Origin of the sequence: Streptomyces lydicamycinicus, assembly GCF_000829715.2 — a bacterium.
Classification (GTDB): domain Bacteria; phylum Actinomycetota; class Actinomycetes; order Streptomycetales; family Streptomycetaceae; genus Streptomyces; species Streptomyces lydicamycinicus.
In genome coordinates this window covers 225,192-248,003 of record NZ_BBNO01000004.1, presented here as the reverse complement: position 1 = coordinate 248,003, position 22,812 = coordinate 225,192, and the positions used below count along the sequence as shown (strand labels likewise).

Here is a 22,812-nt window from a genome sequence, read left to right as displayed (position 1 = left end):
CATCGGTGGAGCCACCGATTCCGCCCGGCCCGGCGCGTCCGCCGGGCCGTCGCCGGTGGGCTCAGCGCGCCCGCCAGTCGTCCTCCATGGCCGGCCCGATGTGGTCCAGATACGACTTGGTCAGCTCACGGATCGACGCCACGCTGCACTCCTGGCCCTCGCCCCACACCTGACCCGCCACCCGCATCACCCCGCCGAACGCGGCGACCAGCACCCGAGGCCGGGGGTCGGTGTCCATGTCCAGCCCCTCGCGCCGGGCGATCAGCCGCGCTATCTGCTCCTCCATTTCGGAGGAGCGCCGCAGGTGCGCGGCAATCAAGGCGGGCGTCGACTCGATCATCCGGAACGAGCGCATGTACAGCTCCACCGGGATCACCGACTCGATGGCGTCGCCGATGTCGTCCCAGGCCACCGTCACGGCGCTGCGCAGGGCGGTCAGCGGCGCCTCCGCCGCGGGCCGTGCGGCCAGCGCTTCGAGGAAGCGCGCCTCGACCGTCTCCTGGACGGCGAAGGCGACGTCCTCCTTGTTCGCGAAGTAGCGGAAGTACGTCCGCTGGGAGACATCCACCGCCTCCGCGATCTCGTCGATCGTCGTCGTCTCGTAGCCCTGCTCCGTGAACAGTTCGAGCGCCGCGCGGATCAGCGCGTCGCGGGTGCGCTGCTTTTTCCGTTCCCGCAGGCCCGCGGGCGCCGTATGCGGCGTCGGGGTCGCCATCCTGAGCCGCCTTTCCGTGGTGTTCTCGCTGCTCAGGTTACCTGTGAGCGAGATGACAGTTACCGACTCATGAAATGCTTTGTCAATTGTCAGCGGCTGACATTAGCCTCGGCGTATGAGTTCTCAGACCCCGGTCGCCGAAGCGGCGCCGGACCTCTCCGTACCGGATCCCCCCAAGGGACTGCGCGGTCATCCGTGGCTGACCCTCTTCTCCGTCGCCATCGGCGTCATGATGGTCGCCCTGGACGGCACGATCGTCGCCATCGCCAACCCGGCCATCAAGCAGGACCTCGGCGCCTCGCTCGCCGACGTGCAGTGGATCACCAACGGCTACATGCTCGCGCTGGCCATCGCGCTGATCACCGCGGGCAAGCTGGGTGACCGCTTCGGCCACCGCCAGACCTTCCTCATCGGCATCCTCGGCTTCGCCGCCGCCTCCGCCGCCATCGGGTTCTCCGAGGAGGTCGCGCTGGTCATCACCTTCCGAGTGCTCCAGGGCCTGTTCGGCGCGCTGCTGATGCCCGCCGCGCTGGGGCTGCTGCGTGCCACCTTCCCGGCCGAGAAGCTCAACATGGCGATCGGCATCTGGGGCATGGTCATCGGCGCCTCCACCGCCGGCGGCCCGATAGTCGGCGGACTGCTGGTCGAGCACGTCAACTGGCAGTCCGTGTTCTTCATCAACGTCCCGGTCGGTGTGCTGGCCCTCGTCCTCGGCCTGGTGATCCTCAAGGACCACCGCGCGGAGAACGCCCCCCGCTCGTTCGACATCCCGGGCATCGTGCTGCTCTCCGGCGCGATGTTCTGCCTCATCTGGCCCCTGATCAAGGCCGGGGAGTGGCACTGGGACAGCATGAAGACCTGGGGCTTCCTGATCGCCTCCGTGGTCCTCTTCGCCCTGTTCGCCCTCCTGGAGAGCAAGGTCCGCGAACCGCTCATCCCGCTGCGGATGTTCCGCTCCCTGCCGCTGACCGCCGGCACCGTCCTGATGGTGCTGATGGCCTTCGCCTTCATGGGCGGCCTGTTCTTCGTGACGTTCTACCTCCAGAACGTGCACGGCATGACGCCCGTCGACAGCGGTCTGCACCTGCTGCCGCTCACCGGCATGATGATCGTCGGCTCGCCGCTGGCCGGCGCCCTGATCACCAAGTTCGGCCCGCGCATCCCGCTGGTCGGCGGCATGGTCCTCACCGCCGTCGCCATGTACGGCATGTCCGGCCTCGACACCGGCACGGGCACCGGCCTGATGTCCCTCTGGTTCGCGCTGCTCGGCCTGGGCCTCGCGCCCGTCATGGTCGGCGCCACCGAGGTCATCGTCGGCAATGCCCCGCTGGAGCTCTCCGGTGTCGCCGGCGGTCTCCAGCAGGCCGCCATGCAGGTCGGCGGCAGCCTCGGTACGGCCGTGCTCGGCGCGGTGATGGCCTCCCGCGTCGACAGCGACCTCCCGGGCAACTGGCGGTCGGCCGGCCTCCCGCCGGTTCCGCCCGCGCAGTCGTCCCAGCTCTCCGACGCCGTCTCGGCCGGTATCGCACCGATCCCGAAGGGCACCCCGCCGGAGTTCGCCCAGAAGATCACCTCCGTCGCCCACGACACCTTCGTGTCCGGCATGGGCCAGGCCTTCACGGTCGCCTGCGGTGTGGCGGTCGTCGCGGCGGTCGTCGCCTTCTTCACCAAGCGCGGCGCGAACGCCGAGGCGGGCGCCGGCGTCGGCCACATCTGACCGGCGCCCCCGGTGGTACGGCGCCCCGCCCCGCGGAGCGACGTACCACCCGGGGTCCGTACGCAGCGCCCGACCCACCGCCCTTCCCGGCCCCGCGCCACCGCCCTTCCCGGCCCCGCGCCACCGCGTCGCCGCGCCCGCCCGTCAACCAGCTGCCCCGGACCTCCGCCGGCCCCCATCCGCCTTGTCCCAGGCGGCAGTTGGCCTCTCTTGGCGGGCCGAATCCCTCATCCGGATGAGCCGGTCCGGGAACCCCGCCGCTCCACTACGGCGCGCGGTGTACCACCCGCGGCCACCACACCCCGGCAGACACCGGGAGGAACGGTTCCGCGGCCCGCCCGCGCCGCCCCGCCGCACGTCAACCTCGCGCCCCGGCCGCCGCGGCCTGGCGAGGTGGGCTGTCCACATACCTGATCCGGGTGGTAGCGCCGCCACGGGCTTGGCAGCCGCACCCCGCCCTCGCGAAGCTCGATGACGAACCCGCCGCGGGCAACCGGCCCGCCGCGGGGCCTCAGCGTCGTACTCCACGGGGGAGATCTCATGCGCCTGCAAACGTTCCGGACCACCGCGCTGCTGACCGGCCTGCTGGCCGCACTGACCGCGGCACTCGCCGCGCCGCCGACCCTCGGCACCCCGGCCGCCCACGCGGCCGGCGGCCGTCGCACCGCCGCTTCCGGCGCCTGCGATGCGGGTCAGCTCTGCCTCTGGCCGACGGCCGGCTTCCGCGGCGGCCGGCGGACCTACGAGCTGTCCGGCACCGATATCGAGCGCTGCGTCCCGCTGCCCAAGGGGAGCAGCGCCGCCGCCCTCGCCAACCGCACCGGCCGGCCGGTCACCACCTACCAGAGCGGGGAATGCGCCGAGACCGCCGAGTTCGACACCTATCCGGGCGGCGGTAGCTGGGTGCCCCGGTCCCCGTACCGGGTAAGGGCGTTCAAGGTATGGGAGCGCTGAACCGGCGGCCCGTGGGCCGGCCGCCCGCCCGTGTACCCCGTCGCACAGCACCGCGCCCCCCGACCGGCGAAGGGCGCTGGTCGGGGGGCGCGGCGGAAGCGGTGCGGCGGCAGGCCGCGGAGAGGTCAGGCGTCGCCGCCGGCCTCACCCGCGTCGGCGGCCGTGACGTCCAGGAGCTGGTAGCGGTCGATCGCCTGCTTCAGCAGCGACCGGTCGACCTTGCCCTCCTTGGCGAGCTCGGTGAGCACGCTCAGGACGATGGACTGCGCGTCGATGTGGAAGAAGCGGCGGGCCGCACCACGGGTGTCCGCGAAGCCGAAGCCGTCGGCACCCAGCGACTGGTACGTGCCGGGGACCCAGCGCGCGATCTGGTCCGGAACCGCACGCATCCAGTCCGAGACCGCGATCTTCGGGCCCTCGGCGCCCTGGAGCTTCCGCGTCACGTACGGGACGCGCTGCTCCTCCTCCGGGTGCAGAAGGTTGTGCTCCTCGATCTCCACCGCGTCGCGGCGCAGCTCGTTCCAGGACGTCGCCGACCAGACATCGGCCTTGACGTTCCACTCGTCCGCGAGGATCTGCTGGGCCTCGACAGCCCACGGCACCGCCACACCCGAGGCGAGGATCTGGGCGCTGTGCTCGCCCTTCTCGCCGGGCTTGACGCGGTGCAGACCCTTGAGGATGCCCTCGGCGTCGACATCGGCCGGCTCCGCGGGGTGCAGGATCGGCTCGTTGTAGACGGTCAGGTAGTAGAAGATGTCCTCGGCGTTCTCGCCGTACATCCGGCGCAGACCGTCCTTGACGATGTGCGCGATCTCGTAACCGTAGGCCGGGTCGTAGGCGACACAGGCCGGGTTGGTCGAGGCCAGCAGCTGGGAGTGGCCGTCCGCGTGCTGGAGACCCTCACCGGTCAGCGTCGTACGGCCGGCGGTGGCGCCGAGCACGAAGCCGCGGGCGAGCTGGTCGGCCATCTGCCAGAACTGGTCACCGGTGCGCTGGAACCCGAACATCGAGTAGAAGACATAGACCGGGATCAGCGGCTCGCCGTGCGTCGCATAGGCGGAACCCGCCGCGATCAGCGACGCCGTGCAGCCCGCCTCGGTGATGCCGTCGTGCAGCATCTGGCCGGTCGGCGACTCCTTGTAGGCCAGGAGCAGTTCGCGGTCGACCGACTCGTACTGCTGGCCCAGCGGGTTGTAGATCTTGGCCGACGGGAAGAACGCGTCCATACCGAAGGTGCGGTACTCGTCCGGCGCGATCGGCACGAAGCGCTTGCCGATCTCCTTGTCCCGCATCAGGTCCTTCAGGACCCGGACGAACGCCATGGTCGTGGCGATCTTCTGCTGCCCCGAGCCCTTCTTGGCGCCCGCGTAGGCCTTGTCGTCCGGCAGCTTCAGCGGCTCGGCGCGCACGACACGGGTGGGCACATAGCCGCCCAGGCCCTTGCGGCGGTCGTGCATGTACTGGATCTCTTCGGAGTCACGGCCCGGGTGGTAGTACGGCGGGAGGCCGTCCTCCAGGTCCTTGTCCGGGATCGGCAGGTGCAGCCGGTCACGGAAGCCCTTGAGGTCCTCGACCGTCAGCTTCTTCATCTGGTGGGTCGCGTTGCGGCCCTCGAAGTTCGGACCGAGCGTCCAGCCCTTGACGGTCTGCGCGAGGATCACCGTCGGCTGGCCCTTGTGGGCCTTGGCCGCCGCGTACGCCGCGTAGATCTTCTTGTGGTCGTGACCGCCACGGCCCAGGTGCAGGATCTGGTCGTCGGTCATGTTCTCGACCATCGCGCGCAGCCGGTGGTCGTCACCGAAGAAGTGCTCGCGGATGTACGCACCGGTCTCGGTGGCGTAGGTCTGGAACTGGCCGTCGGGGGTGGTGTTGAGCTTGTTGACCAGGATGCCGTCGCGGTCCTGCGCGAGCAGCGGGTCCCAGCTGCGGTCCCACACCAGCTTGATGACGTTCCAGCCGGCGCCGCGGAACTGCGACTCCAGCTCCTGCATGATCTTGCCGTTGCCGCGGACCGGGCCGTCGAGGCGCTGGAGGTTGCAGTTGACGACGAAGGTCAGGTTGTCCAGGCCCTCACGGGCGGCGATGGACAGCTGGCCGAGCGACTCGGGCTCGTCCATCTCGCCGTCGCCGAGGTACGCCCAGACGTGCGACTTGGAGGTGTCGGCGATGCCGCGCGCCTCCATGTAGCGGTTCATCCGCGCCTGGTAGATCGCGCCGAGCGGGCCGAGGCCCATGGAGACGGTCGGGAACTCCCAGAAGTCCGGCATCAGCCGCGGGTGCGGGTAGCTGGACAGCCCGTCGGGAGCCTTGGACTTCTCCTGCCGGAAGGCGTCGAGCTGGCCCTCGGACAGCCGGTCCAGGAGGTACGCGCGGGCGTAGACACCGGGCGAGGCATGGCCCTGGAAGAAGATCTGGTCGCCGCCGTCACCCTGGTCCTTGCCCCGGAAGAAGTGGTTGAAGCCCACGTCGTAGAGGGAGGCGGAGGAGGCGAAGGTGGCGATGTGGCCGCCGACACCGATGCCCGGACGCTGAGCGCGCGAGACCATCACGGCGGCGTTCCACCGGGTCGCGTTCAGGACCTTGCGCTCGATCTCCTCGTTGCCCGGGAAGAACGGCTCGTCCTTGGTCGCGATGGTGTTGACGTAGTCCGTGCTGCGCATCTCGGGCACGGCCACACGCTTCTCGCGGGCGCGCTCGATCAGGCGGAGCATGAGGTAGCGGGCACGTTCCCGGCCTCGCTCGTCGACGGCCGCGTCGAGCGAGTCGAGCCATTCCTGGGTTTCTTCGGGATCGAAGTCCGGGACCTGGCTGGGAAGGCCGCCAATGATGATCGGGTTTCGATCGGATCCGGAAGCCACGCTGTTCCTTCGTGTTCGGTTCGTGTCGTGCCCGGCAGGATTTTGATGCTGCGCACGGACGAATGCTGTCTCTGCCTTGGTGTCGCGCCGTCTTCCATCGTGTACCGAGCCACACGGATACGTCACCTCTACTGATGGGTAACCCATCGGTAGAGAGATGGCGCTGAAAAGGCCGATTTCTTTGGTCGGCCAAATCGCAACCATACGCCCATGTCGAAAGTGCTTCGCGTACGGACGTGCGGACCCCGAAATCAGGTCCGCGAGCCGCGGCCGCCCCCCGAAGGGACCAGTCCCGCGCGAGTACCCGATAAACCCTGGAGAAGGCTGTGGCGTGAATCACTTCGGCCTGTCCTGCTGGGGTCGTGGTTGCGGCGAGACGCGTCCAAACGTCACCGTTTCGGCGGTCTGGACCGCCGGGTACTTGCGCGATCCGCCCGGCCCGTGTGGACTACGCCCAATGCTCCGCGCACGCGCGGGGTCCCCGAGCATTTCCGAAACATGACAGGAGGCAATCCGTGAGCGCGACCGCGGACCACGCGGAGGAGCGGACCAACCCTGCCGCCAGGCTGGGGTTCGAGCCCGGACAGGTGGTCCAGGAGATCGGTTACGACGACGACGTCGATCAGGATCTCCGCGAAGGCATTGAGACCGTGATCGGCCAGGATCTCGTCGACGAGGACTACGACGACGTCTGCGACGTCGTCGTGCTGTGGTTCCGCGACGAGGACGGCGACCTCACGGACGCGCTGGTGGACGCCATCGGCCTGATCGACGAGGGCGGGCAGATCTGGCTGCTGACCCCGAAGACCGGCCGTGAGGGCTACGTCGAGCCGAGCGACATCAATGAGGCCGCGCAGACCGCGGGTCTGTCCCAGACCAAGAGCATCAACGCGGCCAAGGACTGGACCGGCAGCCGCCTGGTCACACCCAAGTCCGGCAAGCGCTGAGCCGCACCGACTCGACGTTCGCCACCGAGCCCCCTCCGCCCTGTTCCGGAGGGGGCTCGGCCCTGTTCAGGAGGGGTTCCCCGGGCGTGCACCGCTGCGCGTAGGGTTGGTCGCGTCCTGTAGAGAGTGAGCGGAAGGGAAGCACCCCATGGCGATCGAGGTCGGCACGAAGGCTCCGGATTTCGAGCTGAAGAACCAGCACGGCGAGCTGGTCAAGCTCTCCGACTTCCGAGGCGAGAAGGCCGTCGTCCTCCTCTTCTACCCCTTCGCCTTCACCGGTGTGTGCACCGGCGAGCTCTGCGCGCTCCGTGACGAGCTGCCGAAGTTCGTCAACGACGAGGTCCAGCTGCTGGCCGTCTCCAACGACTCCCCGTTCTCGCTGCGCGTCTTCGCCGAGCAGGAGGGCCTGGAGTACCCGCTGCTGTCCGACTTCTGGCCGCACGGCGAGGCATCACGGGCGTACGGCGTCTTCGACGAGGAGAAGGGCTGCGCGGTGCGCGGCACCTTCATCATCGACAAGGAGGGCGTGGTGCGCTGGACGGTCGTCAACGGCCTGCCCGACGCCCGCGACCTGAACGACTACGTCAAGGCGCTCGGCAACCTCTGATCCGGCGCCTGCCCCGGCCACCGCTGCGCCCGCCGGGCCGACATCCGCATGATCCAGGTGCGATATCTGCAATCGGTGGGAACCGGTCACTAGGATCAATTCGTTGATCCGATGCCATGCACGATGGGGGCGCAGGTACCCCTCGAATCTATGGGAGGACTCGTGGGAGTCAGCCTCAGCAAGGGCGGCAACGTCTCGCTGACGAAGGAAGCCCCCAATCTGACCGCCGTCGTCGTCGGTCTGGGCTGGGACGCGCGTACCACCACCGGTACGGACTTCGACCTGGACGCCAGCGCCATGCTGACGAACGACCAGGGCAAGGTGGCCAACGACCAGAATTTCGTGTTCTTCAACAACCTGAAGAGCCCGGACGGTTCGGTCGAGCACACCGGTGACAACATCACCGGTGAGGGTGAGGGTGACGACGAGCAGATCAAGGTGAATCTGGCCGCGGTGCCGGCCGATGTCGCCAAGATCGTCTTCCCGGTGTCGATCTACGACGCCGAGACCCGCCAGCAGAGCTTCGGCCAGGTCCGCAACGCCTTCATCCGCGTCGTCAACCAGGCCGACAACAATGAGCTGGCGCGCTACGACCTGAGCGAGGACGCCTCGACCGAGACCGCCATGGTCTTCGGCGAGCTGTACCGCAACGGTGCCGAGTGGAAGTTCCGGGCCATCGGCCAGGGCTACGCCTCGGGCCTGCGCGGCATCGCCCAGGACTTCGGCGTCAACGTCTGACCGGCCGGACCCGAGGTCCGATCGCCGACGTCCGGCCGGGCAGCACCGCTGTAGCGGCTGCCCGAGCCAGGAACCACCGCGTCCGGCGCCGTACGTCCCTGTCCGGGGAGTGCGGCGCCGGACGCGCTTGAACGAGGGTTGCGGGCCGCGCGCCGGGCGGGCCCGCACCGACACCGGGGAGGAAGCGAACGATGAGCGTCACGCTTGCCAAGGGGGGCAATGTCTCCCTGTCCAAGGCCGCACCGAATCTCACGCAGATCATGGTGGGCCTCGGCTGGGACGCGCGGTCCACGACCGGAGCGCCGTTCGACCTGGACGCCAGCGCGCTGCTGTGCGGGTCGGGCCGGGTGCTGGGGGACGAGTACTTCGTCTTCTACAACAACCTCAAAAGTCCCGAGGGCTCGGTCGAGCACACCGGGGACAACCTCACCGGCGAAGGTGAGGGCGACGACGAGTCGATCCTGGTGGATCTTTCCCAGGTGCCCGAGCAGGTCGACAAGATCGTCTTTCCGGTCTCCATTCATGAGGCCGATCAGCGCGGCCAGAGCTTCGGCCAGGTCAGCAATGCTTTTATCCGCGTCGTCAACCAGGCCGACGGCAGCGAACTCGCCCGCTACGACCTCAGCGAGGACGCCTCCGGCGAAACCGCGATGATCTTCGGCGAGGTGTATCGCTACAACGGCGAATGGAAGTTCCGGGCGGTGGGGCAGGGGTACGCGTCAGGCCTCCGGGGCATCGCTCTAGACTTCGGGGTCAACGTTTCGTAAAGCGCCGCGCGCTGCGCGCGGGGGACCCCACACAGCGAGGGATTGGGTAGGCAGTGCTCCTGAAAACCTTTGGCTGGTCGTTCGCCATCACGGCGCTCGGCCTCGCCTTGGCGGGCGTGCTCTGGGGGTGGCAGGGGCTGGCGATTGTCGGGATCCTGTCCGTCTTGGAGGTTTCCGTCTCGTTCGACAACGCCGTCATCAACGCAGGCATCCTGCGCAAGATGAACGCCTTCTGGCAGAAGATCTTCCTTACGGTCGGCATCCTCATCGCCGTGTTCGCCATGCGGCTGGTGTTCCCGGTCGCCATTGTCGCGATCACCGCGAAGCTGGGACCGATCGAGGCGATCAACCTCGCCATCAATGACAAGGCGCAATACCAGGAACTGGTCACCAGCGCCCATCCGGCCATCGCGGCCTTCGGCGGTATCTTCCTGCTGATGATCTTCCTCGACTTCATATTCGAGGAGCGCGATTACAAGTGGCTGTCCTGGATCGAAAAGCCGATGGCCAAGATCGGCAAGCTGGACACGCTGTCCGTCATCATCGCGCTGGTCGCCCTGCTGGTGGCCGCGATGACCGTGGCCACCGACGTCGCGCACGGCGGCGGTGACAAGAGCGCCACGGTGCTGCTGTCCGGCGTCGCGGGCCTCATCACGTACCTCATCGTCGGCGGTGTCTCCGGCTACTTCGAAGCCAAGCTGGAGGACGAAGACGAGGACGAGGAGGCCGACGAGGCCGCGGCGGCTCCCGCCACGAAGGGCAACGGCTCGGCCGTCGGCCTGGCCGGCAAGGCCGCGTTCTTCATGTTCCTCTACCTCGAGGTCATCGACGCGTCCTTCTCCTTCGACGGCGTCATCGGGGCCTTCGCGATCACCAACGACATCTTCATGATGGCGCTGGGCCTGGGCATCGGCGCGATGTACATCCGGTCGCTGACGGTCTTCCTGGTCCGCAAGGGAAGCCTGGACGACTACGTCTACCTGGAGCACGGAGCCCACTACGCGATCGGCGCGCTGGCCGTCATCCTGCTCATCACGATCAAGTACGAGATCAGCGAGGTCATCACCGGCCTGGTCGGTGTCGTACTGATCGGCCTCTCGTTCGCCTCCTCCGTGATCCGGAACCGGCGTGAGGGCAAGCCGGGAGACACCTCCGGAGACAAGCCGGAAGTCGTGTCCGGAGTGTGACGCGGCGCTGATTGAGGAACGCTCTCTGCGGGGCGGCTTGAGGTGCGGACCTCGGGCCGCCCCCGCAGTAGTTGGGGCCGAGCAATGGGGTGGGCAGGGTGTCGTTCCTGGGGAAGCTGTGGCGCGGTGGCGCGCAGAAGTTTGACTTCGACAGCGGTGGCGCTTCGTACGTCGTCGAGCTGACGAAACGGAATCCGGTCGTCTCCCTGACCAAGCAGGGGGCCGCCACCGGGCATCTGCGGGTCAATCTGCACTGGCAGATGCGGACCTCGGACCTTCATGAGCGGGGCGGGCAGGGCAGGGGCGGGCTGCTGCGGAATCCGGGCAAGCTGTTCAAGCCCGAGATCGTGCAGGCGCAGGGACCGGCCGTGGTCAATGTCGACCTCGACCTGGCCTGTCTGTACGAGCTCAAGGACGGCACCAGGGGCGTGGTGCAGCCGCTGGGCAACTTTCTGGGTGACCTCAACGGGTCGCCGTACGTCAAGCTCAGCGGTGACGACCGCTTCGGTTCGGGATCCGGCGAGACGCTCTACATCAACTTGGACCACCGCGACGAGATCAAGCGGTTGCTGATCTTCGTCTACATCTACGACGGCACACCGGCGTTCGACCGTACACATGCCGTTGTGACGCTCTACCCGAGCAGCGGACCGCGGGTGGACGTCAAACTGGACGAGCGGGCGCCGCAGGCCCGCTCCTGCGCCGTCTTCATGCTGGAGAACACCAAGGACGAGCTGACGGTGCGCCGCGAGGTGAAGTACGTCTACGGCTTCCAGGCGGAGCTCGACCGGCTGTACGGCTGGGGGCTCCAGTGGGGGCGGGGCTACAAGACCAAGGTGTGAGCCGCGCCCCCGTGCGGCGCGCTGACGGTGCGGCGTGCCGCCGGGGCGCCGCTGGGTGGCGGGCTTCCGGGGTGTGCGGTTGCCGGTGGGGCGGCCACGCCGGCTTTCCGCTAACGGCGCTGGAACTGCGGTCCCTGGGGCGGCAGGACGAAGGACGGGTCCGGTACGAACGGCTGCTGCATCGGGTAGCCGTAGGTCGAGGCCGGGTGCGGCTGCGGAGCGCCGTACGCGGAGGGTGGCTGCTGCGGCGGCTGGTACTGGGGCGGCGGCCCCGGGTAGCCGTAGGCGGGCTGGGCCGGGGGCTGCGTCGGCGGCGGCGGAACGTGCTGCGGGTAGCCGTAGCCGCCACTCGTGGGCGGGGGTGCCGCAGGGGGAGCGGCGGCCAGGGGCGGCGGTGCGGAGGAACCCGGCTCCGGCAGCGCGTCCGCGACATGCTGGGTGACGGCATCGGGGTCCGCCGTCGGGGACGTCTGCGGGTCCGCCGCGGAGGGCGGGCCTGAGGCCTCTTCCGGCCAGGCGCTGGGCGGCGGGGTCACGGGGGAGTCGGAGGGGGCTGCGGAGGACGGGCCGGGCTCGCCCTCCGTGGACGGCTTGTCGGCCGTGGGCTCCGAGGCGGGCGCCGCCGACACCGGTGCCTCCGAGGCCGGCGGAGCGGAACGTCCGGAGGCTGCTTCGTTCTCGTCCACCGAGATCCCGAACTCGGTCGCCAGGCCGACCAGTCCGGTCTCGTACCCCTGCCCCAGCGCCCGGAACTTCCAGGTGTCGGCGCGGCGGTACAACTCCCCGCAGATCAGGGCCGTCTCATCGCCCGTCTCGGGCACCACGTCGAAGACCGCGAGCGGCTCGCCGTCGCTCGCCGCCGCGTCGTACAGCAGGACCTGGAGATCCGTGACGCCCGCGAACGCGCCACCGTCCGAGGACGCGGCCAGCACGACCCGGTCCACCGACGGGTCCAGCGCCGCCAGATCCGCCTCGATGGTGTCGGTCAGCTTGTCGGTGAGCTGGGTCTTGGGCAGATGCCGCACCAGGCCGCTGGGGTGGCGCGGTTGGTTGTAGAAGACGAAGTCCTCGTCGGAGCGCACGCTTCCCTCGGGGCTCACCAGCAGGGCCGAGGCGTCGACATCGGGGACACCGGCGCCGGGCGTCCAGCGCAGGACGGCCCGAACAGCCGTGGCATCGAGGGGTACGTTCGACCCTTTCAGCATCGCGTGCGTCATGCCGTAATCCTGCCTCCCCTGAGGTCGCAGCGACAACGCGGGGGCCCCGGAGACGTGCGGGGATCGCGATCGCGGCCACCTGGGTGCCTCGTGGGGGTTACGTGATTTTCACGCACGCGGGAACTAACCAGGCCCCCACACACGTACGATTACCGGCTGGATCCAGACAGCGAGACGCAGCGGGGGTGCCCGGGTCCCGCAGGCAGACGGGGAGTTATATGCGGCATTTTGGGCATCTTGCGCCCGAGGTTCGGAAGGCACTGTTCCACCAGGAGCCGGTGGAGTTCACCGCCGATTCCCCGGCTCGTACGCTCGCGGTCGCTCTGGGGGCCACGCTCTACAGCCCCGCCACCCGCCCGAGCCTCGCCGCCGACGTCCTCAAGCAGGCCGGGCGTGGCGTGATGTCCATGGTGCTGTGTCTTGAGGACTCCATAGGGGACGGGGATGTCGAGGCCGGCGAGGAGAACCTCGTGCGGCAGCTCGGTCTTCTCGACGAGGCGGCCGCCGCCGGCACCGGCCTTCCGCTGCTGTTCGTCCGCGTCCGCACCCCCGGTCAGGTACCGGACCTGGTGCGCCGCATGGGAACCGCCGTTCACAGACTGTCTGGATTTGTACTTCCGAAATTCACCGAGGAGCGTGGCGTCCCGTTCCTCGAAGCGGTGACCACGGCCGAGTCCGACTGCTCCCGCCGGCTCTTCGCGATGCCGGTGCTGGAATCTCCCCAGCTGCTGCATCTGGAGACCCGCGCCGAGACCCTTCAGGGCATCGCCAGGACCGTCGACAAATACCGGGACCGGGTGCTGGCCCTGCGGCTCGGTGTCACGGACTTCTGCTCCGCCTACGGCCTGCGCAGACCGCCCGACATGACGGCCTACGACGTCCAGATCGTCGCCTCCGTGATCGCCGACGTGGTGAATGTCCTCGGACGGGCGGACGGTACGGGCTTCACGGTCACCGGCCCGGTGTGGGAGTACTTCCGGCTGCATGAGCGGATGTTCAAACCGCAGCTGCGACGCAGCCCTTTCCTCGGACGCGCCGAGGACCTGCGGACGGAACTGATCGAGCACGATATGGACGGCCTGCTGCGCGAGATCGAACTCGACCGCGCGAACGGCCTTCAGGGCAAGACCTGTATCCACCCCTCGCATGTCGCGCCGGTGCACGCCCTCTCGGTCGTCAGCCATGAGGAGTTCAGCGACGCGGTCGACATCCTGCGGCCCGAACGGGGCGACGGTGGGGTGTTGCGCTCCTCGTACACGAACAAGATGAACGAGGTGAAGCCGCATCGCGCCTGGGCCGAGCGGACTCTGCTGCGCGCCGAGGCGTTCGGGGTCGCCCGGGAGGGGATCGGTTTCGTGGAGCTGCTGACGGCGAGTGTGCCGCAGAACTGAGCTGCGGTGATCGAGATGAACATGACGATGGAGGAGACGGAACGCGTGGTCTGGACAGGAGAATGGGTCGCCGGTCGGCTCGGGGTCTCGCTGAGCGGCGGGAACGAGCTGCCGGAACTGCTCGGGCTGGCGCTGCGGCGTAACCCCAAGCGGGCCCATCTGCTCGTGTCGAACGTGCTCGGCAAGCATGTGCCGCAGCGACCGGGCGTGGTCCATGGCGCCGGCATCGGGCTGGGACGCCGCGTGCGCAAGCTGCTGGGTGACGAGGCCGCCGCCCGCTCCGTCGTCCTGGGCTACGCCGAGACCGCCACCGGCCTGGGGCACTCGGTCGCCGACGGCCTGGCCCTCGCGCCGTATCTGCACTCCACCCGTCGCCCGGTGGCGGGTGTCGCGCAGGTGGGTGGATTCGAGGAGGAGCACAGCCATGCCACCTCCCATCTGCTGCTCCCCGAGGACCGCGCACTCCTGGCCGGAGATGGGCCGTTGGTGCTCGTCGACGATGAGTTCTCCACCGGCCGTACCGTGCTGAACACCATCAAGGCGCTGCATGCGCACTTCCCGCGCGAGCGGTACGTGGTCGTCGCCCTGGTCGACATGCGCTCCGATGCGGACCGCAGCCATCTGGAGAAGTTCGCGGCGGAACTGGGTGCCCGCGTCGACCTCATCGCACTGGCCGCGGGCGGCGTACGGCTGCCCGAGGACGTGCTGACCCGCGGACAGGAACTCGTCGCCGCGCACGAGGCCGGTGTCGCACAGGAGCTGGGGGCTGCCCCGGGGAGCACGTCGGCTCCTATGGGCGGCGAGCAGAATGCGGCAGGTGCGCCGGCGGCATCCGCTGGCCGCGACGCTGACGTCGTACGGGTCGACCTCGGCTGGCCCGCCGGGCTGCCGGACGGCGGTCGGCACGGCTTCACACCGGCGCACCGGGCACAACTGGAGGCCGAGCTGCCGGGCATGGCGACCCGTATCGCGCGGCGACTGGACGGTGCCCGCCGCATCCTCGTCCTCGGCAACGAGGAATTGATGTACGCGCCGCTGCGGATAGCCGAGGCTCTGGATGCCCTCGTCGCGGGGGACAGCACCGACGCGGCGGCGGCCGGTGACGGCATCGAGGCGGGGGGCGGTGCCCTCGCGCCGGGGGACGGCCAGCCGTCCGCCTCGACCGGAGGCACGGGTGTCTTCTTCTCCACCACCACCCGGTCGCCGGTGCTCGCCGTCGACGACCCCGGCTACGCGATACGGACCAGGCTGTCCTTCCCCGCGCACGACGATCCCGCCGACGGGCCGGGGGAGCGGTACGCCTACAACGTCGCGGCCGGTGCCGACCCGGAGCGCCGCTTCGACGCCATCGTGGCCGTCGTGGATTCGCACGGCGACCTCCCCGAACTGCACGCCCCCGACGGTCTGCTGAGCCGGCTCGCCGCGCACACCGACCGACTGCTGCTCGCCGTCATCCCCGCGTACGCCCCGCAACCACAGGCCGGACCCATGCACCTTCCCGAGCCGCTGCGCGGCCCCGCCTTCTCCTCCTACACCGCCGACGAGGTCGGGTGGCTGCTTCAGGATCTCTCCGCGGTCACCCTGGAAGCGCCGACCGAGGAACGCGAGGAGGCGATTCAGCGCGGTGGCGCTCACTACGCGGAGTCGCTGCCCGTCGAATACCAGCCGAGCGAGGACTACCAGGCGCTCTTTCACAGCGCGCTGCGGACCTCCGCGAGCCGGATCGCGCGGGCCGTCGGGACGGTCACCGAGACCGTGCTCGCCGAACGCAGCCCACGTCCCGTGCTGGTGTCGCTGGCACGGGCGGGTACCCCCGTCGGCGTGCTGATGCGCCGCTGGGCGCAGCACGCGCACGGTCTGGACCTGCCGCACTACGCGGTCTCGATCGTCCGTGGCCGGGGCATCGACACCACCGCGCTCCGGTGGCTGGCCGCCCACCACGATCCGACGGATGTCGTCTTCGTGGACGGCTGGACCGGCAAGGGCGCCATCACCCGCGAACTCGCTCAGGCTCTGGAGGACTTCCCGGGCTTCGACCCGCGGATCGCCGTGCTCGCCGACCCCGGCGGCTGCGTCGAGACCTATGGCACCCGCGATGACTTCCTCATCCCGTCCGCCTGCCTCAACTCCACCGTCTCCGGCCTCATATCGCGTACCGTCCTGCGCGACGACCTCGTGGGCCCCGACGACTTCCACGGCGCGAAGTTCTACCGCGAGCTGGCCCCGACCGATGTGTCGCGCGCCTTCCTGGACGCGGTCAGCGCGCGCTTCGACGAGGTCGCCCCGGACGTCGCGGAAGAGGTGAAGGAACTGGCCGCCGCCGACCGGGCCCCCACCTGGGAGGGCTGGGCGGCCGTCGAGCGGATCAGCGAGGAATACGGCATCCACGACGTGAACCTCGTGAAGCCCGGTGTCGGGGAGGCCACCCGCGTACTGCTGCGCCGGGTCCCCTGGAAGATCCTGGCCCGGCGGGGTGCCGGGACCGATCTCGATCATGTGCGCCTCCTGGCTGAACAACGGGGCGTGCCCGTCGAAGAGGTCGACGAACTGCCCTATACCTGTGTGGGCTTGATCCACCCCCGCTTCACTCGCGGGGCCACGGGTGCTGACGGCAAGGCGGTGGCCTCCTGATGAGCGCGATCGTCGCCAGCGACCTCGACCGCACCCTGATCTATTCGGCCGCCGCGCTGGGGCTCGCCATGCCCGACGCCGAGGCCCCCCGCCTCCTGTGCGTGGAGACATACGAGCGCCAGCCGCTGTCCTACATGACGGAGACGGCCGCCGGGCTGCTCGCCGAATTGGCCGGCAGGACCACCTTTGTGCCGACCACCACCCGCACCCGCGAGCAGTACGGCCGCATTCATCTCCCGGGCTCGGAACCGGAGTTCGCCATCTGCGCCAACGGCGGGCATCTGCTCGTACGGGGCGAGTCGGACCGTGACTGGCAGCGCACTGTCGCCGAGCGGCTCGCCGCGCAATGCGCGCCGCTCGATGAGGTCCGCGCGCATCTCGTGCGCACCGCCGACCCGGCCTGGCTGCTCAAGGAGCGTGTCGCGGAGGACCTCTTCGCCTATCTCGTCGTGGAGCGGCCGCTGCTGCCGGACACCTGGGTGAAGGACCTCGCCGGCTGGGCCGGTGAACGCGGCTGGACCGTCTCGCTTCAGGGCCGCAAGATCTATGCCGTGCCGCAGCCGCTGACCAAGAGCGCAGCCGTGGCGGAGGTGGCACGCCGCACCGGGGCGTCCGAGATCCTCGCGGCCGGCGATTCCCTCCTCGACGCCGATCTGCTGCTGGCCTCCGACCGCGGATGGCGGCCCGGACACGGGGAACTGGCGGACTCCGGCTGGAGTGCCCCCCATGTCACGGCGCTCGAAGAGCGGGGTGTCGCCGCGGGCGAGGAAATCGTGCGGGCTTTCATCCGCGGCGCCGTACCCCCGCGCCACGCCGGCTGAGACGGACCATGACAAAGACCGCCACCGCCAGCGCAGTTGCCGCGAGGACCACCTTCGAGTAGACGTCCACATACCCCGTCACCTCCTCCCAGTTGTCGCCGAGCAGATAGCCGGCGAGGACGAAGATCGCGTTCCAGATGAGGCTGCCGAGGGTGGTCAGGGCGAGAAAGACCGGTATCGGCATGCGCTCGATTCCGGCGGGTATCGAGATGAAGCTGCGAAAGAGGGGAATCATCCGGCCGAAGAACACCGCCTTCGTCCCGTGCCGCCGGAACCAGCGCTCCGTCTTCTCGATGTCGGAGACCTTGACCAGCGGCAGCTTCGAGGCGATCGCGACCGTGCGCTCGCGCCCGAGCAACGCGCCCACGCCGTAGAGCGCCAGGGCGCCGGTCACCGAGCCGAGGGTCGTCCACGCGAGGGCGGAGAACAGAGGCATGCTGCCGCGGGCGGCGGCGAAGCCCGCCAGCGGCAGGATCACCTCGCTCGGCAGCGGCGGGAAGAGATTTTCGGCGGCGATGGCCACACCCGCGCCGGGCGCGCCGAGCGTGTCCATGAGGTCGAGGATCCAGCCGGGTGCGGTGCTTCCGATGCTTTCGGTCATGTTTCAACGCTAAGAATTCTCGTCTCGCGGCACATTGCGGTACACCGCACGAAAGACTGCGGTTTTCCGCAGTGTGCGCGGACCCGCGATGCGGCTAGCGTTTTGATCATGTTGGGAATTGCGCGGCGTGGATTGCGCCTGGCGACAGGTCTGGTGCTCGGTGCCGTACTCGCGGTGGCCGAGCTCCCCTTCGTCGTGCTCGCCGGCCTCTCCCTGCTGTGCGTGTTCGCCTGGCCGCGCGGCCGCCGCTCGGTCCTCAAGCCCCTGGCCGCCGCCGCGCGAGCCCTGACCGAGACCCATCGGCGCCGCCTCCGCGTCTATGTCGGGGCCGACACCTCAGACGCGTACGCGAACCACCGCGCCTTGCAATATCTGTCCCTGCGCTGGGGATTGGGCGTGCTGGGCGCTCTCGTCCTGGGCGCGGCGCTGATCGGAGTGGCGTACGGCATCTCCTGGATCTTCATCCTGCTGCTCACCGACGTCCGTCACCCCGGCAACCTCGCGCTGTCGAGCATCGGCGGCCTCTTCCTCCTCTTCCTCAGCCTTCAGGGCACCTTCGGGGTCGCCGGACTGGAGACCAGGCTCGCGCGGTACTACCTCGGTCCCAGCCACCACGAGACGCTGGAGCGCCGCATCGAGGAACTGGCCGCCACCCGGGCCGGCGTCATCTTCGCGGTCAACGACGAGCGCCGCCGTATCGAACGCGATCTGCACGACGGTGTGCAGCAGCGGCTGGTCGCCCTGGGGATGCTGCTCGGCCGCGCGCTGCGCAGCCAGGACGCGCGGCGCGCGGAGCAACTCCTGCGGCAGGCCCACGAAGAGAGCGGCCAGGCCCTGACCGAGCTGCGCGAAGTGGCCTGGCGGGTCTATCCGACGGTGCTGGACGAAGCAGGGCTGCGCGCAGCCCTGGAAACGGTCGCCGAACGCTCGGCCATCCCCGTATGCCTCGACTACGCACTTGCCACCGAACCCGACACCGCCGTGGCCACGGTCGCCTACTTCGTGGTCTCAGAGGCCGTCACCAACGCCGTCAAGCATTCCGGCGCCGGACGGATAACGGTCCGCGTCGCCCCTGGCGAGGACGCCGTGCTCGTGCACATCGAGGACGACGGACCGGGCGGCGCGGATTCCTCCGGCAGCGGCCTGTTCGGGCTGGCCCGCCGGGTCGCCGCCGTCGACGGCCGGTTCCGGGTGGACAGCCCGGCCGGCGGACCGACCACCATCACCGCGGAGTTGCCGTGCGCGTAGTGCTGGCCGACGATTCGATCCTGTTGCGCGAGGGCCTGGTGCGCCTGCTCGCTGAGGAGGGGCATGAGGTGGCAGCCGCGGTCGGCGACGCCGATCAGCTGCTCGCCGTGCTGGAGCAGGCAGGGAAGGAGGGGGAGAAGCCGGACGCGGTGGTGGTGGATGTCCGGATGCCGCCGACGCACACCGATGAGGGGCTGCGCGCCGCCGTCCGGATCCGGGAGCGCTGGCCCGAGATCGGCGTCCTGGTGCTCTCGCAGTATGTCGAGCGCCGCTATGCGACAGAGCTGCTGACCGATGACAGCGAGGGGGTGGGCTATCTGCTCAAGGACCGGGTGGTCCAGGTCGACGAGTTCCTGGACGCGCTGGAACGGGTGAGTACCGGAAAGGCCGCGTTCGACCCCGAAGTCGTACGGCAGCTGCTGATGCGCAGCCGCCGCACGGACCCGCTGGGCACGCTGACCGCACGCGAGCAGGAGGTGCTCCGGGAGATGGCACAGGGCCATACCAACGCGGCCATCGCGGTCCGGCTGCACATCTCACAGAGCGCCGTGGAGAAGCACATCAACGCGATCTTCGACAAGCTCGATCTGACCGGCACCTCCGGATACTCGCGCCGGGTGCTGGCGGTTTTGCGGTACTTGGGGACATGAGGCCGGGGATTGCGGCCGGTCGGCGATCAGCTCGACTAGTCTCGCCGAGGCGGTTGGCTGCACCGTCCGGTGACCGGCCGAGACCGCGATCCTTGATCAGGGGAGAGCCAATGGTGGAGTCCAAGAGCACGCCGATCACACCGGAGATGTACGAGTACGTCCTCGCCCACAATCCGCCGTTGAACGCCGCGCAGCGGGACATCGTGGAGCTCACACACCAGCAGTTCCCCGAGGCGGCGGGGATGCAGTCGGCGGAGGAACAGGGGCCGCTGCTCGCGTTCCTGGTGCGGCTGACCGGGGCCCGGCATGTCGTCGAGGTAGGGACGTTCACCGGATTCTCGACGCTGTCCATGGCTCAGGCGATGCCCGCGGACGGCACGCTGATCGCATGCGATATCTCCGAGGAGTGGACCGCCTACGGCCGGGAGTCCTGGGCGAAGGCCGGGGTCGCGGACCGAATCGATCTGCGGATCGCGCCCGCGCTGGAAACACTGCGGGCGATGCCGGAGGAGCCGCATATCGACCTCGTCTATCTCGACGCGGACAAGGGCGGCTATATCGCCTACTGGGAGGAACTGGTACCCCGGCTGCGACCGGGAGGTCTGATCGTCGCGGACAACGTCCTGTACCACGGGGAGGTCGCCGACCCGGCGGCCACCGGGAACGCCCTGGCGATCAGGGCGTTCAACGATCATGTGCTGGCGGACCCTCGTATGGAAGCGGTGATCCTCACCGTGGCGGACGGTGTGACGCTGGCGCGCAAGCGATAGCGGCCCTTGTCCGCGTCGAGATGAGCGCGGCCAGGACGCGGTGCAGTCCGGCGCGCCCTAGCCGCAGCAGCCGCCTCCGCAGCAGCCGCCGCCTCCGCCCCCACCGCTCGGGGCGCGGGCGGGGGCGGACGCGGAGCCGCCGACGGCGACCGTGGAGAGGAGCTTCACAGTGTCCTCGTGGCCCTCGGGGCAGACGGCCGGGGCGGAGGACTCGGCCATCGGCCGGTTCAGCTCGAAGGTGGAGCCACAGGGGCGGCACCGGTATTCGTAACGAGGCATGGGCACAGGTTAGCCGCGGCGCCGCTCAGCGCACGACGGTGCCGGGCGGCGCGCCCAGCAGGCCCAGCTCCGAGCGGGTCGGCGCGCCCTCCCAGTCGCCGGGCGACGCGACCGCGAACGCCCCGGTGGTGACGGCGCGCTCCAGGCGTCCGGCCGGTCCTTCGCCGTCCAGCAGGGCCGACAGATAGCCCGCCACGAAGGCGTCGCCGGCGCCCACGGTGTCCACCGCGCGTACCGGTTTGGCGGGCCGGTGCAGGGAGCCGCTGTGGGTGAAGGCCCTCGCCCCCGCCGCGCCGAGTTTGACCACGATCTCCCCGACACCCAGGTCCAGGAGGAGCCGGGCCTGCGTCGCCACGGTGGCCGCGGAGTCGTCGGCCACGACCACCTGAGGTGGGAGGGGCGGGGGCGAGCCGTCCCTGCCCCCGCCGTCGGGCAGGCACAGCGGCAGCTCGTCATCGGAGGCGATCAGGACGTCCACCGCGGGAATCCATTCGCGGAGGACGTCGGCGGCCTCTTCGGCGGTCCACAGGCGGGCGCGGAAGTTGACATCGAGACAGACCAACGCGCCGTGATCACGGGCCAGTTGCAGGGCACACCGGGCCGCCGAACGGGCGGTGGGGCTCAGGGACGGAGTGATGCCCGTCAGATGCAGGACGCGGGGCGGAGCGGCGGAGAAGGCGCTCTGGATCACTTCCGCGGTGAGCCGGGAGCCGGCCGATCCCGCGCGGTAGTAGTGCACCCGGGTGACCTCGGGCAGCCGCGGCTCGAAGAGCAGCAGCCCGGTCGGGGCGCCGGGCTCGGTCGTGGCGCCGGATATCTCGACGCCCTCGGCACGCAGCGTACGCAGCACCAGCTGCCCGGCCTCGTCCTCGCCGACCGCACCCGCCCAGCGGACGTGGTGCCCGAGCCGGGCCAGGCCGATCGCGACATTGCTTTCCGCCCCGGCGATGGAGACGTTCATCGTGCCGCCGAGCTTCAGCGGGCCGCTGCCCCGTAGGGCGATCATCGTCTCCCCGAAGGTGAAGACGTCCGGGCGGCCGGGCTGCCCGGGTAGCAGCGGACGGCCGGTTGCCGCTCCGGGGCGGGGGTCGTCCTGCCGGACCTCGCCACCCGGGGCGGCCGGCTGCCCCGTCATCCTGCGCACGCCGCCTTGAACTCCGCCGCGCGCTTGCGCAGTCCGTCCAGGTCGCCGCCGTCCGCCGCGTCCCCGACCAGCGGCGAACCGACGCCCACCGCCACCGCTCCGGCGGCGAAGTACGCCGGTGCAGTGGCCGCGTCCACCCCGCCGACCGGCACGAACGCCAGCTCGGGGAAGGGGGCGCGGAGCGCCTGGAGATATCCGGGCCCGCCGACCGACGCCGGGAACAGCTTCAGGGCCGAGACGCCCAGAGCATCGGCCGCGATCACCTCGGACGGCGTCAGCACCCCGGCGAGCGTCGAGAGCCCCTGCCGTACGGACTCCTCCAGACCGGCCCCCAGGCCGGGCGTGACGATGAGATTGGCCCCGGCCTCGGCGGCGCGCCGGGCGTCGGCGGCGGTCAGGACGGTGCCGGCGCCGAGCCAGGCCGCATCGCCGAGCTCGGCGCGCGCCCGTTGGATGACCGTGAGGGCGTCATGTCCGCTGAGTGAGACCTCGATCAGCGGAAGGTCGGCCTCCGCAAGCGCCATGACCGTACGGAACGACGCCTCCGCAGCTCTGCCCCGGATGATGGCGATCAGCCGCTCGGTCCGGAGCGCTGTGCTGAAGTCCATGGCGTTCCTGCTTTCTCCTGCGCCCCGCCGCGTGCGTACTGCGCGACCGGGCCGTTCGGGCGCACGGGTGACACCTCTGATTATTCCGGGCCGGGGCGGGCGGGATCGAGCCCCGGACGG

General features: G+C 69.8%; 21 protein-coding genes. 14 read left to right on the top strand and 7 right to left on the bottom strand.

The features are described 5' to 3' along the window. Positions 1 to 61: 61 nt before the first annotated feature. Positions 62 to 715 carry a TetR/AcrR family transcriptional regulator gene (locus TU31_RS14335; RefSeq protein ID WP_042154340.1) on the bottom strand — a complete coding sequence of 218 codons (654 nt, stop codon included), beginning with the start codon at positions 713 to 715 and terminating at the stop codon, positions 62 to 64. 115 nt (positions 716 to 830) lie between these two features. On the opposite strand from TU31_RS14335, the gene TU31_RS14330 reads away from it, so the two are divergent. Next, a complete protein-coding gene (locus tag TU31_RS14330; RefSeq protein ID WP_042154338.1) occupies positions 831 to 2,432 on the top strand; it encodes an MFS transporter in 1,602 nt (533 codons plus the stop codon). A 540-nt stretch (positions 2,433 to 2,972) separates the two neighbouring features. Next, a complete protein-coding gene (locus tag TU31_RS14325) occupies positions 2,973 to 3,386 on the top strand; it encodes a peptidase inhibitor family I36 protein (protein WP_042154336.1) in 414 nt (137 codons plus the stop codon). A 125-nt stretch (positions 3,387 to 3,511) separates the two neighbouring features. On the opposite strand, the gene aceE is transcribed toward TU31_RS14325, so the two are convergent. After that, the gene (gene aceE, locus TU31_RS14320) at positions 3,512 to 6,244 is read right to left on the bottom strand and encodes a pyruvate dehydrogenase (acetyl-transferring), homodimeric type (protein ID WP_042154334.1); all 2,733 of its coding nucleotides are present in this window, start codon (positions 6,242 to 6,244) and stop codon (positions 3,512 to 3,514) included. 515 nt (positions 6,245 to 6,759) lie between these two features. Here aceE and TU31_RS14315 point away from each other — a divergent pair. From TU31_RS14315 to TU31_RS14290, 6 genes are all read left to right on the top strand, one after another. Beyond that, the gene (locus TU31_RS14315) at positions 6,760 to 7,191 is read left to right on the top strand and encodes a DUF3052 domain-containing protein (RefSeq protein ID WP_006605843.1); all 432 of its coding nucleotides are present in this window, start codon (positions 6,760 to 6,762) and stop codon (positions 7,189 to 7,191) included. Positions 7,192 to 7,339: 148 nt separating this feature from the next. Further along, positions 7,340 to 7,798: a peroxiredoxin gene (locus TU31_RS14310; RefSeq protein WP_042154332.1), complete on the top strand. Its 459-nt coding sequence runs from the start codon at positions 7,340 to 7,342 to the stop codon at positions 7,796 to 7,798. Between the two features lie 162 nt (positions 7,799 to 7,960). After that, complete coding sequence (locus TU31_RS14305) at positions 7,961 to 8,536, top strand: TerD family protein (RefSeq protein WP_042154329.1); 576 nt, start codon at positions 7,961 to 7,963, stop codon at positions 8,534 to 8,536. A gap of 191 nt (positions 8,537 to 8,727) precedes the next feature. Continuing rightward, entirely contained in the window at positions 8,728 to 9,303 is a 576-nt protein-coding gene (locus tag TU31_RS14300) for a TerD family protein (RefSeq protein WP_042154327.1), read from the top strand. Positions 9,304 to 9,356: 53 nt separating this feature from the next. Then, complete coding sequence (locus TU31_RS14295) at positions 9,357 to 10,490, top strand: DUF475 domain-containing protein (protein WP_042154325.1); 1,134 nt, start codon at positions 9,357 to 9,359, stop codon at positions 10,488 to 10,490. A gap of 89 nt (positions 10,491 to 10,579) precedes the next feature. Continuing rightward, positions 10,580 to 11,332 carry a TerD family protein gene (locus TU31_RS14290; RefSeq protein ID WP_181018603.1) on the top strand — a complete coding sequence of 251 codons (753 nt, stop codon included), beginning with the start codon at positions 10,580 to 10,582 and terminating at the stop codon, positions 11,330 to 11,332. A gap of 110 nt (positions 11,333 to 11,442) precedes the next feature. On the opposite strand, the gene TU31_RS14285 is transcribed toward TU31_RS14290, so the two are convergent. Then, positions 11,443 to 12,549, bottom strand: coding sequence for a TerD family protein (locus TU31_RS14285; RefSeq protein WP_042154321.1), 1,107 nt, complete (start codon positions 12,547 to 12,549; stop codon positions 11,443 to 11,445). A gap of 218 nt (positions 12,550 to 12,767) precedes the next feature. Between TU31_RS14285 and TU31_RS14280 the strand changes: the two genes are divergently transcribed. From TU31_RS14280 to TU31_RS14270, 3 genes are read left to right on the top strand one after another with little or no spacing between them, the layout of a single operon-like run. Further along, the gene (locus tag TU31_RS14280; protein ID WP_042154319.1) at positions 12,768 to 13,940 is read left to right on the top strand and encodes an HpcH/HpaI aldolase/citrate lyase family protein; all 1,173 of its coding nucleotides are present in this window, start codon (positions 12,768 to 12,770) and stop codon (positions 13,938 to 13,940) included. 15 nt (positions 13,941 to 13,955) lie between these two features. Continuing rightward, positions 13,956 to 16,571, top strand: coding sequence for a phosphoribosyltransferase (locus TU31_RS14275; RefSeq protein WP_042155410.1), 2,616 nt, complete (start codon positions 13,956 to 13,958; stop codon positions 16,569 to 16,571). Continuing rightward, the gene (locus TU31_RS14270; RefSeq protein WP_042154317.1) at positions 16,571 to 17,392 is read left to right on the top strand and encodes an HAD family hydrolase; all 822 of its coding nucleotides are present in this window, start codon (positions 16,571 to 16,573) and stop codon (positions 17,390 to 17,392) included. Before TU31_RS14275 ends, TU31_RS14270 begins: the two co-directional genes overlap by 1 nt. Here the strand turns inward: TU31_RS14270 and TU31_RS14265 are convergent. Further along, positions 17,355 to 17,993, bottom strand: a complete 639-nt coding sequence (locus TU31_RS14265; protein ID WP_042154315.1) for a DedA family protein — start codon at positions 17,991 to 17,993, stop codon at positions 17,355 to 17,357. The genes TU31_RS14270 and TU31_RS14265 overlap by 38 nt on opposite strands. Positions 17,994 to 18,101: 108 nt before the next feature. Here TU31_RS14265 and TU31_RS14260 point away from each other — a divergent pair, with 108 nt between their 5' ends. The 3 genes from TU31_RS14260 to TU31_RS14250 all read left to right on the top strand — a co-directional run bounded on the left by TU31_RS14260 (position 18,102) and on the right by TU31_RS14250 (position 20,661). Further along, positions 18,102 to 19,241 carry a sensor histidine kinase gene (locus TU31_RS14260; protein WP_181018602.1) on the top strand — a complete coding sequence of 380 codons (1,140 nt, stop codon included), beginning with the start codon at positions 18,102 to 18,104 and terminating at the stop codon, positions 19,239 to 19,241. Further along, positions 19,232 to 19,891, top strand: a complete 660-nt coding sequence (locus TU31_RS14255; RefSeq protein WP_042154310.1) for a LuxR C-terminal-related transcriptional regulator — start codon at positions 19,232 to 19,234, stop codon at positions 19,889 to 19,891. The genes TU31_RS14260 and TU31_RS14255 overlap by 10 nt, the downstream gene beginning before the upstream one ends. Before the next feature lie 110 nt (positions 19,892 to 20,001). Next, complete coding sequence (locus TU31_RS14250; protein ID WP_042154309.1) at positions 20,002 to 20,661, top strand: O-methyltransferase; 660 nt, start codon at positions 20,002 to 20,004, stop codon at positions 20,659 to 20,661. A 57-nt stretch (positions 20,662 to 20,718) separates the two neighbouring features. On the opposite strand, the gene TU31_RS14245 is transcribed toward TU31_RS14250, so the two are convergent. From TU31_RS14245 to TU31_RS14235, 3 genes are read right to left on the bottom strand one after another with little or no spacing between them, the layout of a single operon-like run. Next, a complete protein-coding gene (locus TU31_RS14245) occupies positions 20,719 to 20,940 on the bottom strand; it encodes an FmdB family zinc ribbon protein (RefSeq protein WP_042154307.1) in 222 nt (73 codons plus the stop codon). Between the two features lie 25 nt (positions 20,941 to 20,965). Beyond that, positions 20,966 to 22,075 carry a sugar kinase gene (locus TU31_RS14240; RefSeq protein WP_078885785.1) on the bottom strand — a complete coding sequence of 370 codons (1,110 nt, stop codon included), beginning with the start codon at positions 22,073 to 22,075 and terminating at the stop codon, positions 20,966 to 20,968. Continuing rightward, a complete protein-coding gene (locus TU31_RS14235) occupies positions 22,072 to 22,692 on the bottom strand; it encodes a bifunctional 4-hydroxy-2-oxoglutarate aldolase/2-dehydro-3-deoxy-phosphogluconate aldolase (RefSeq protein WP_042154305.1) in 621 nt (206 codons plus the stop codon). The genes TU31_RS14240 and TU31_RS14235 overlap by 4 nt, the downstream gene beginning before the upstream one ends. Between the last annotated feature and the right edge of the window lie 120 nt (positions 22,693 to 22,812).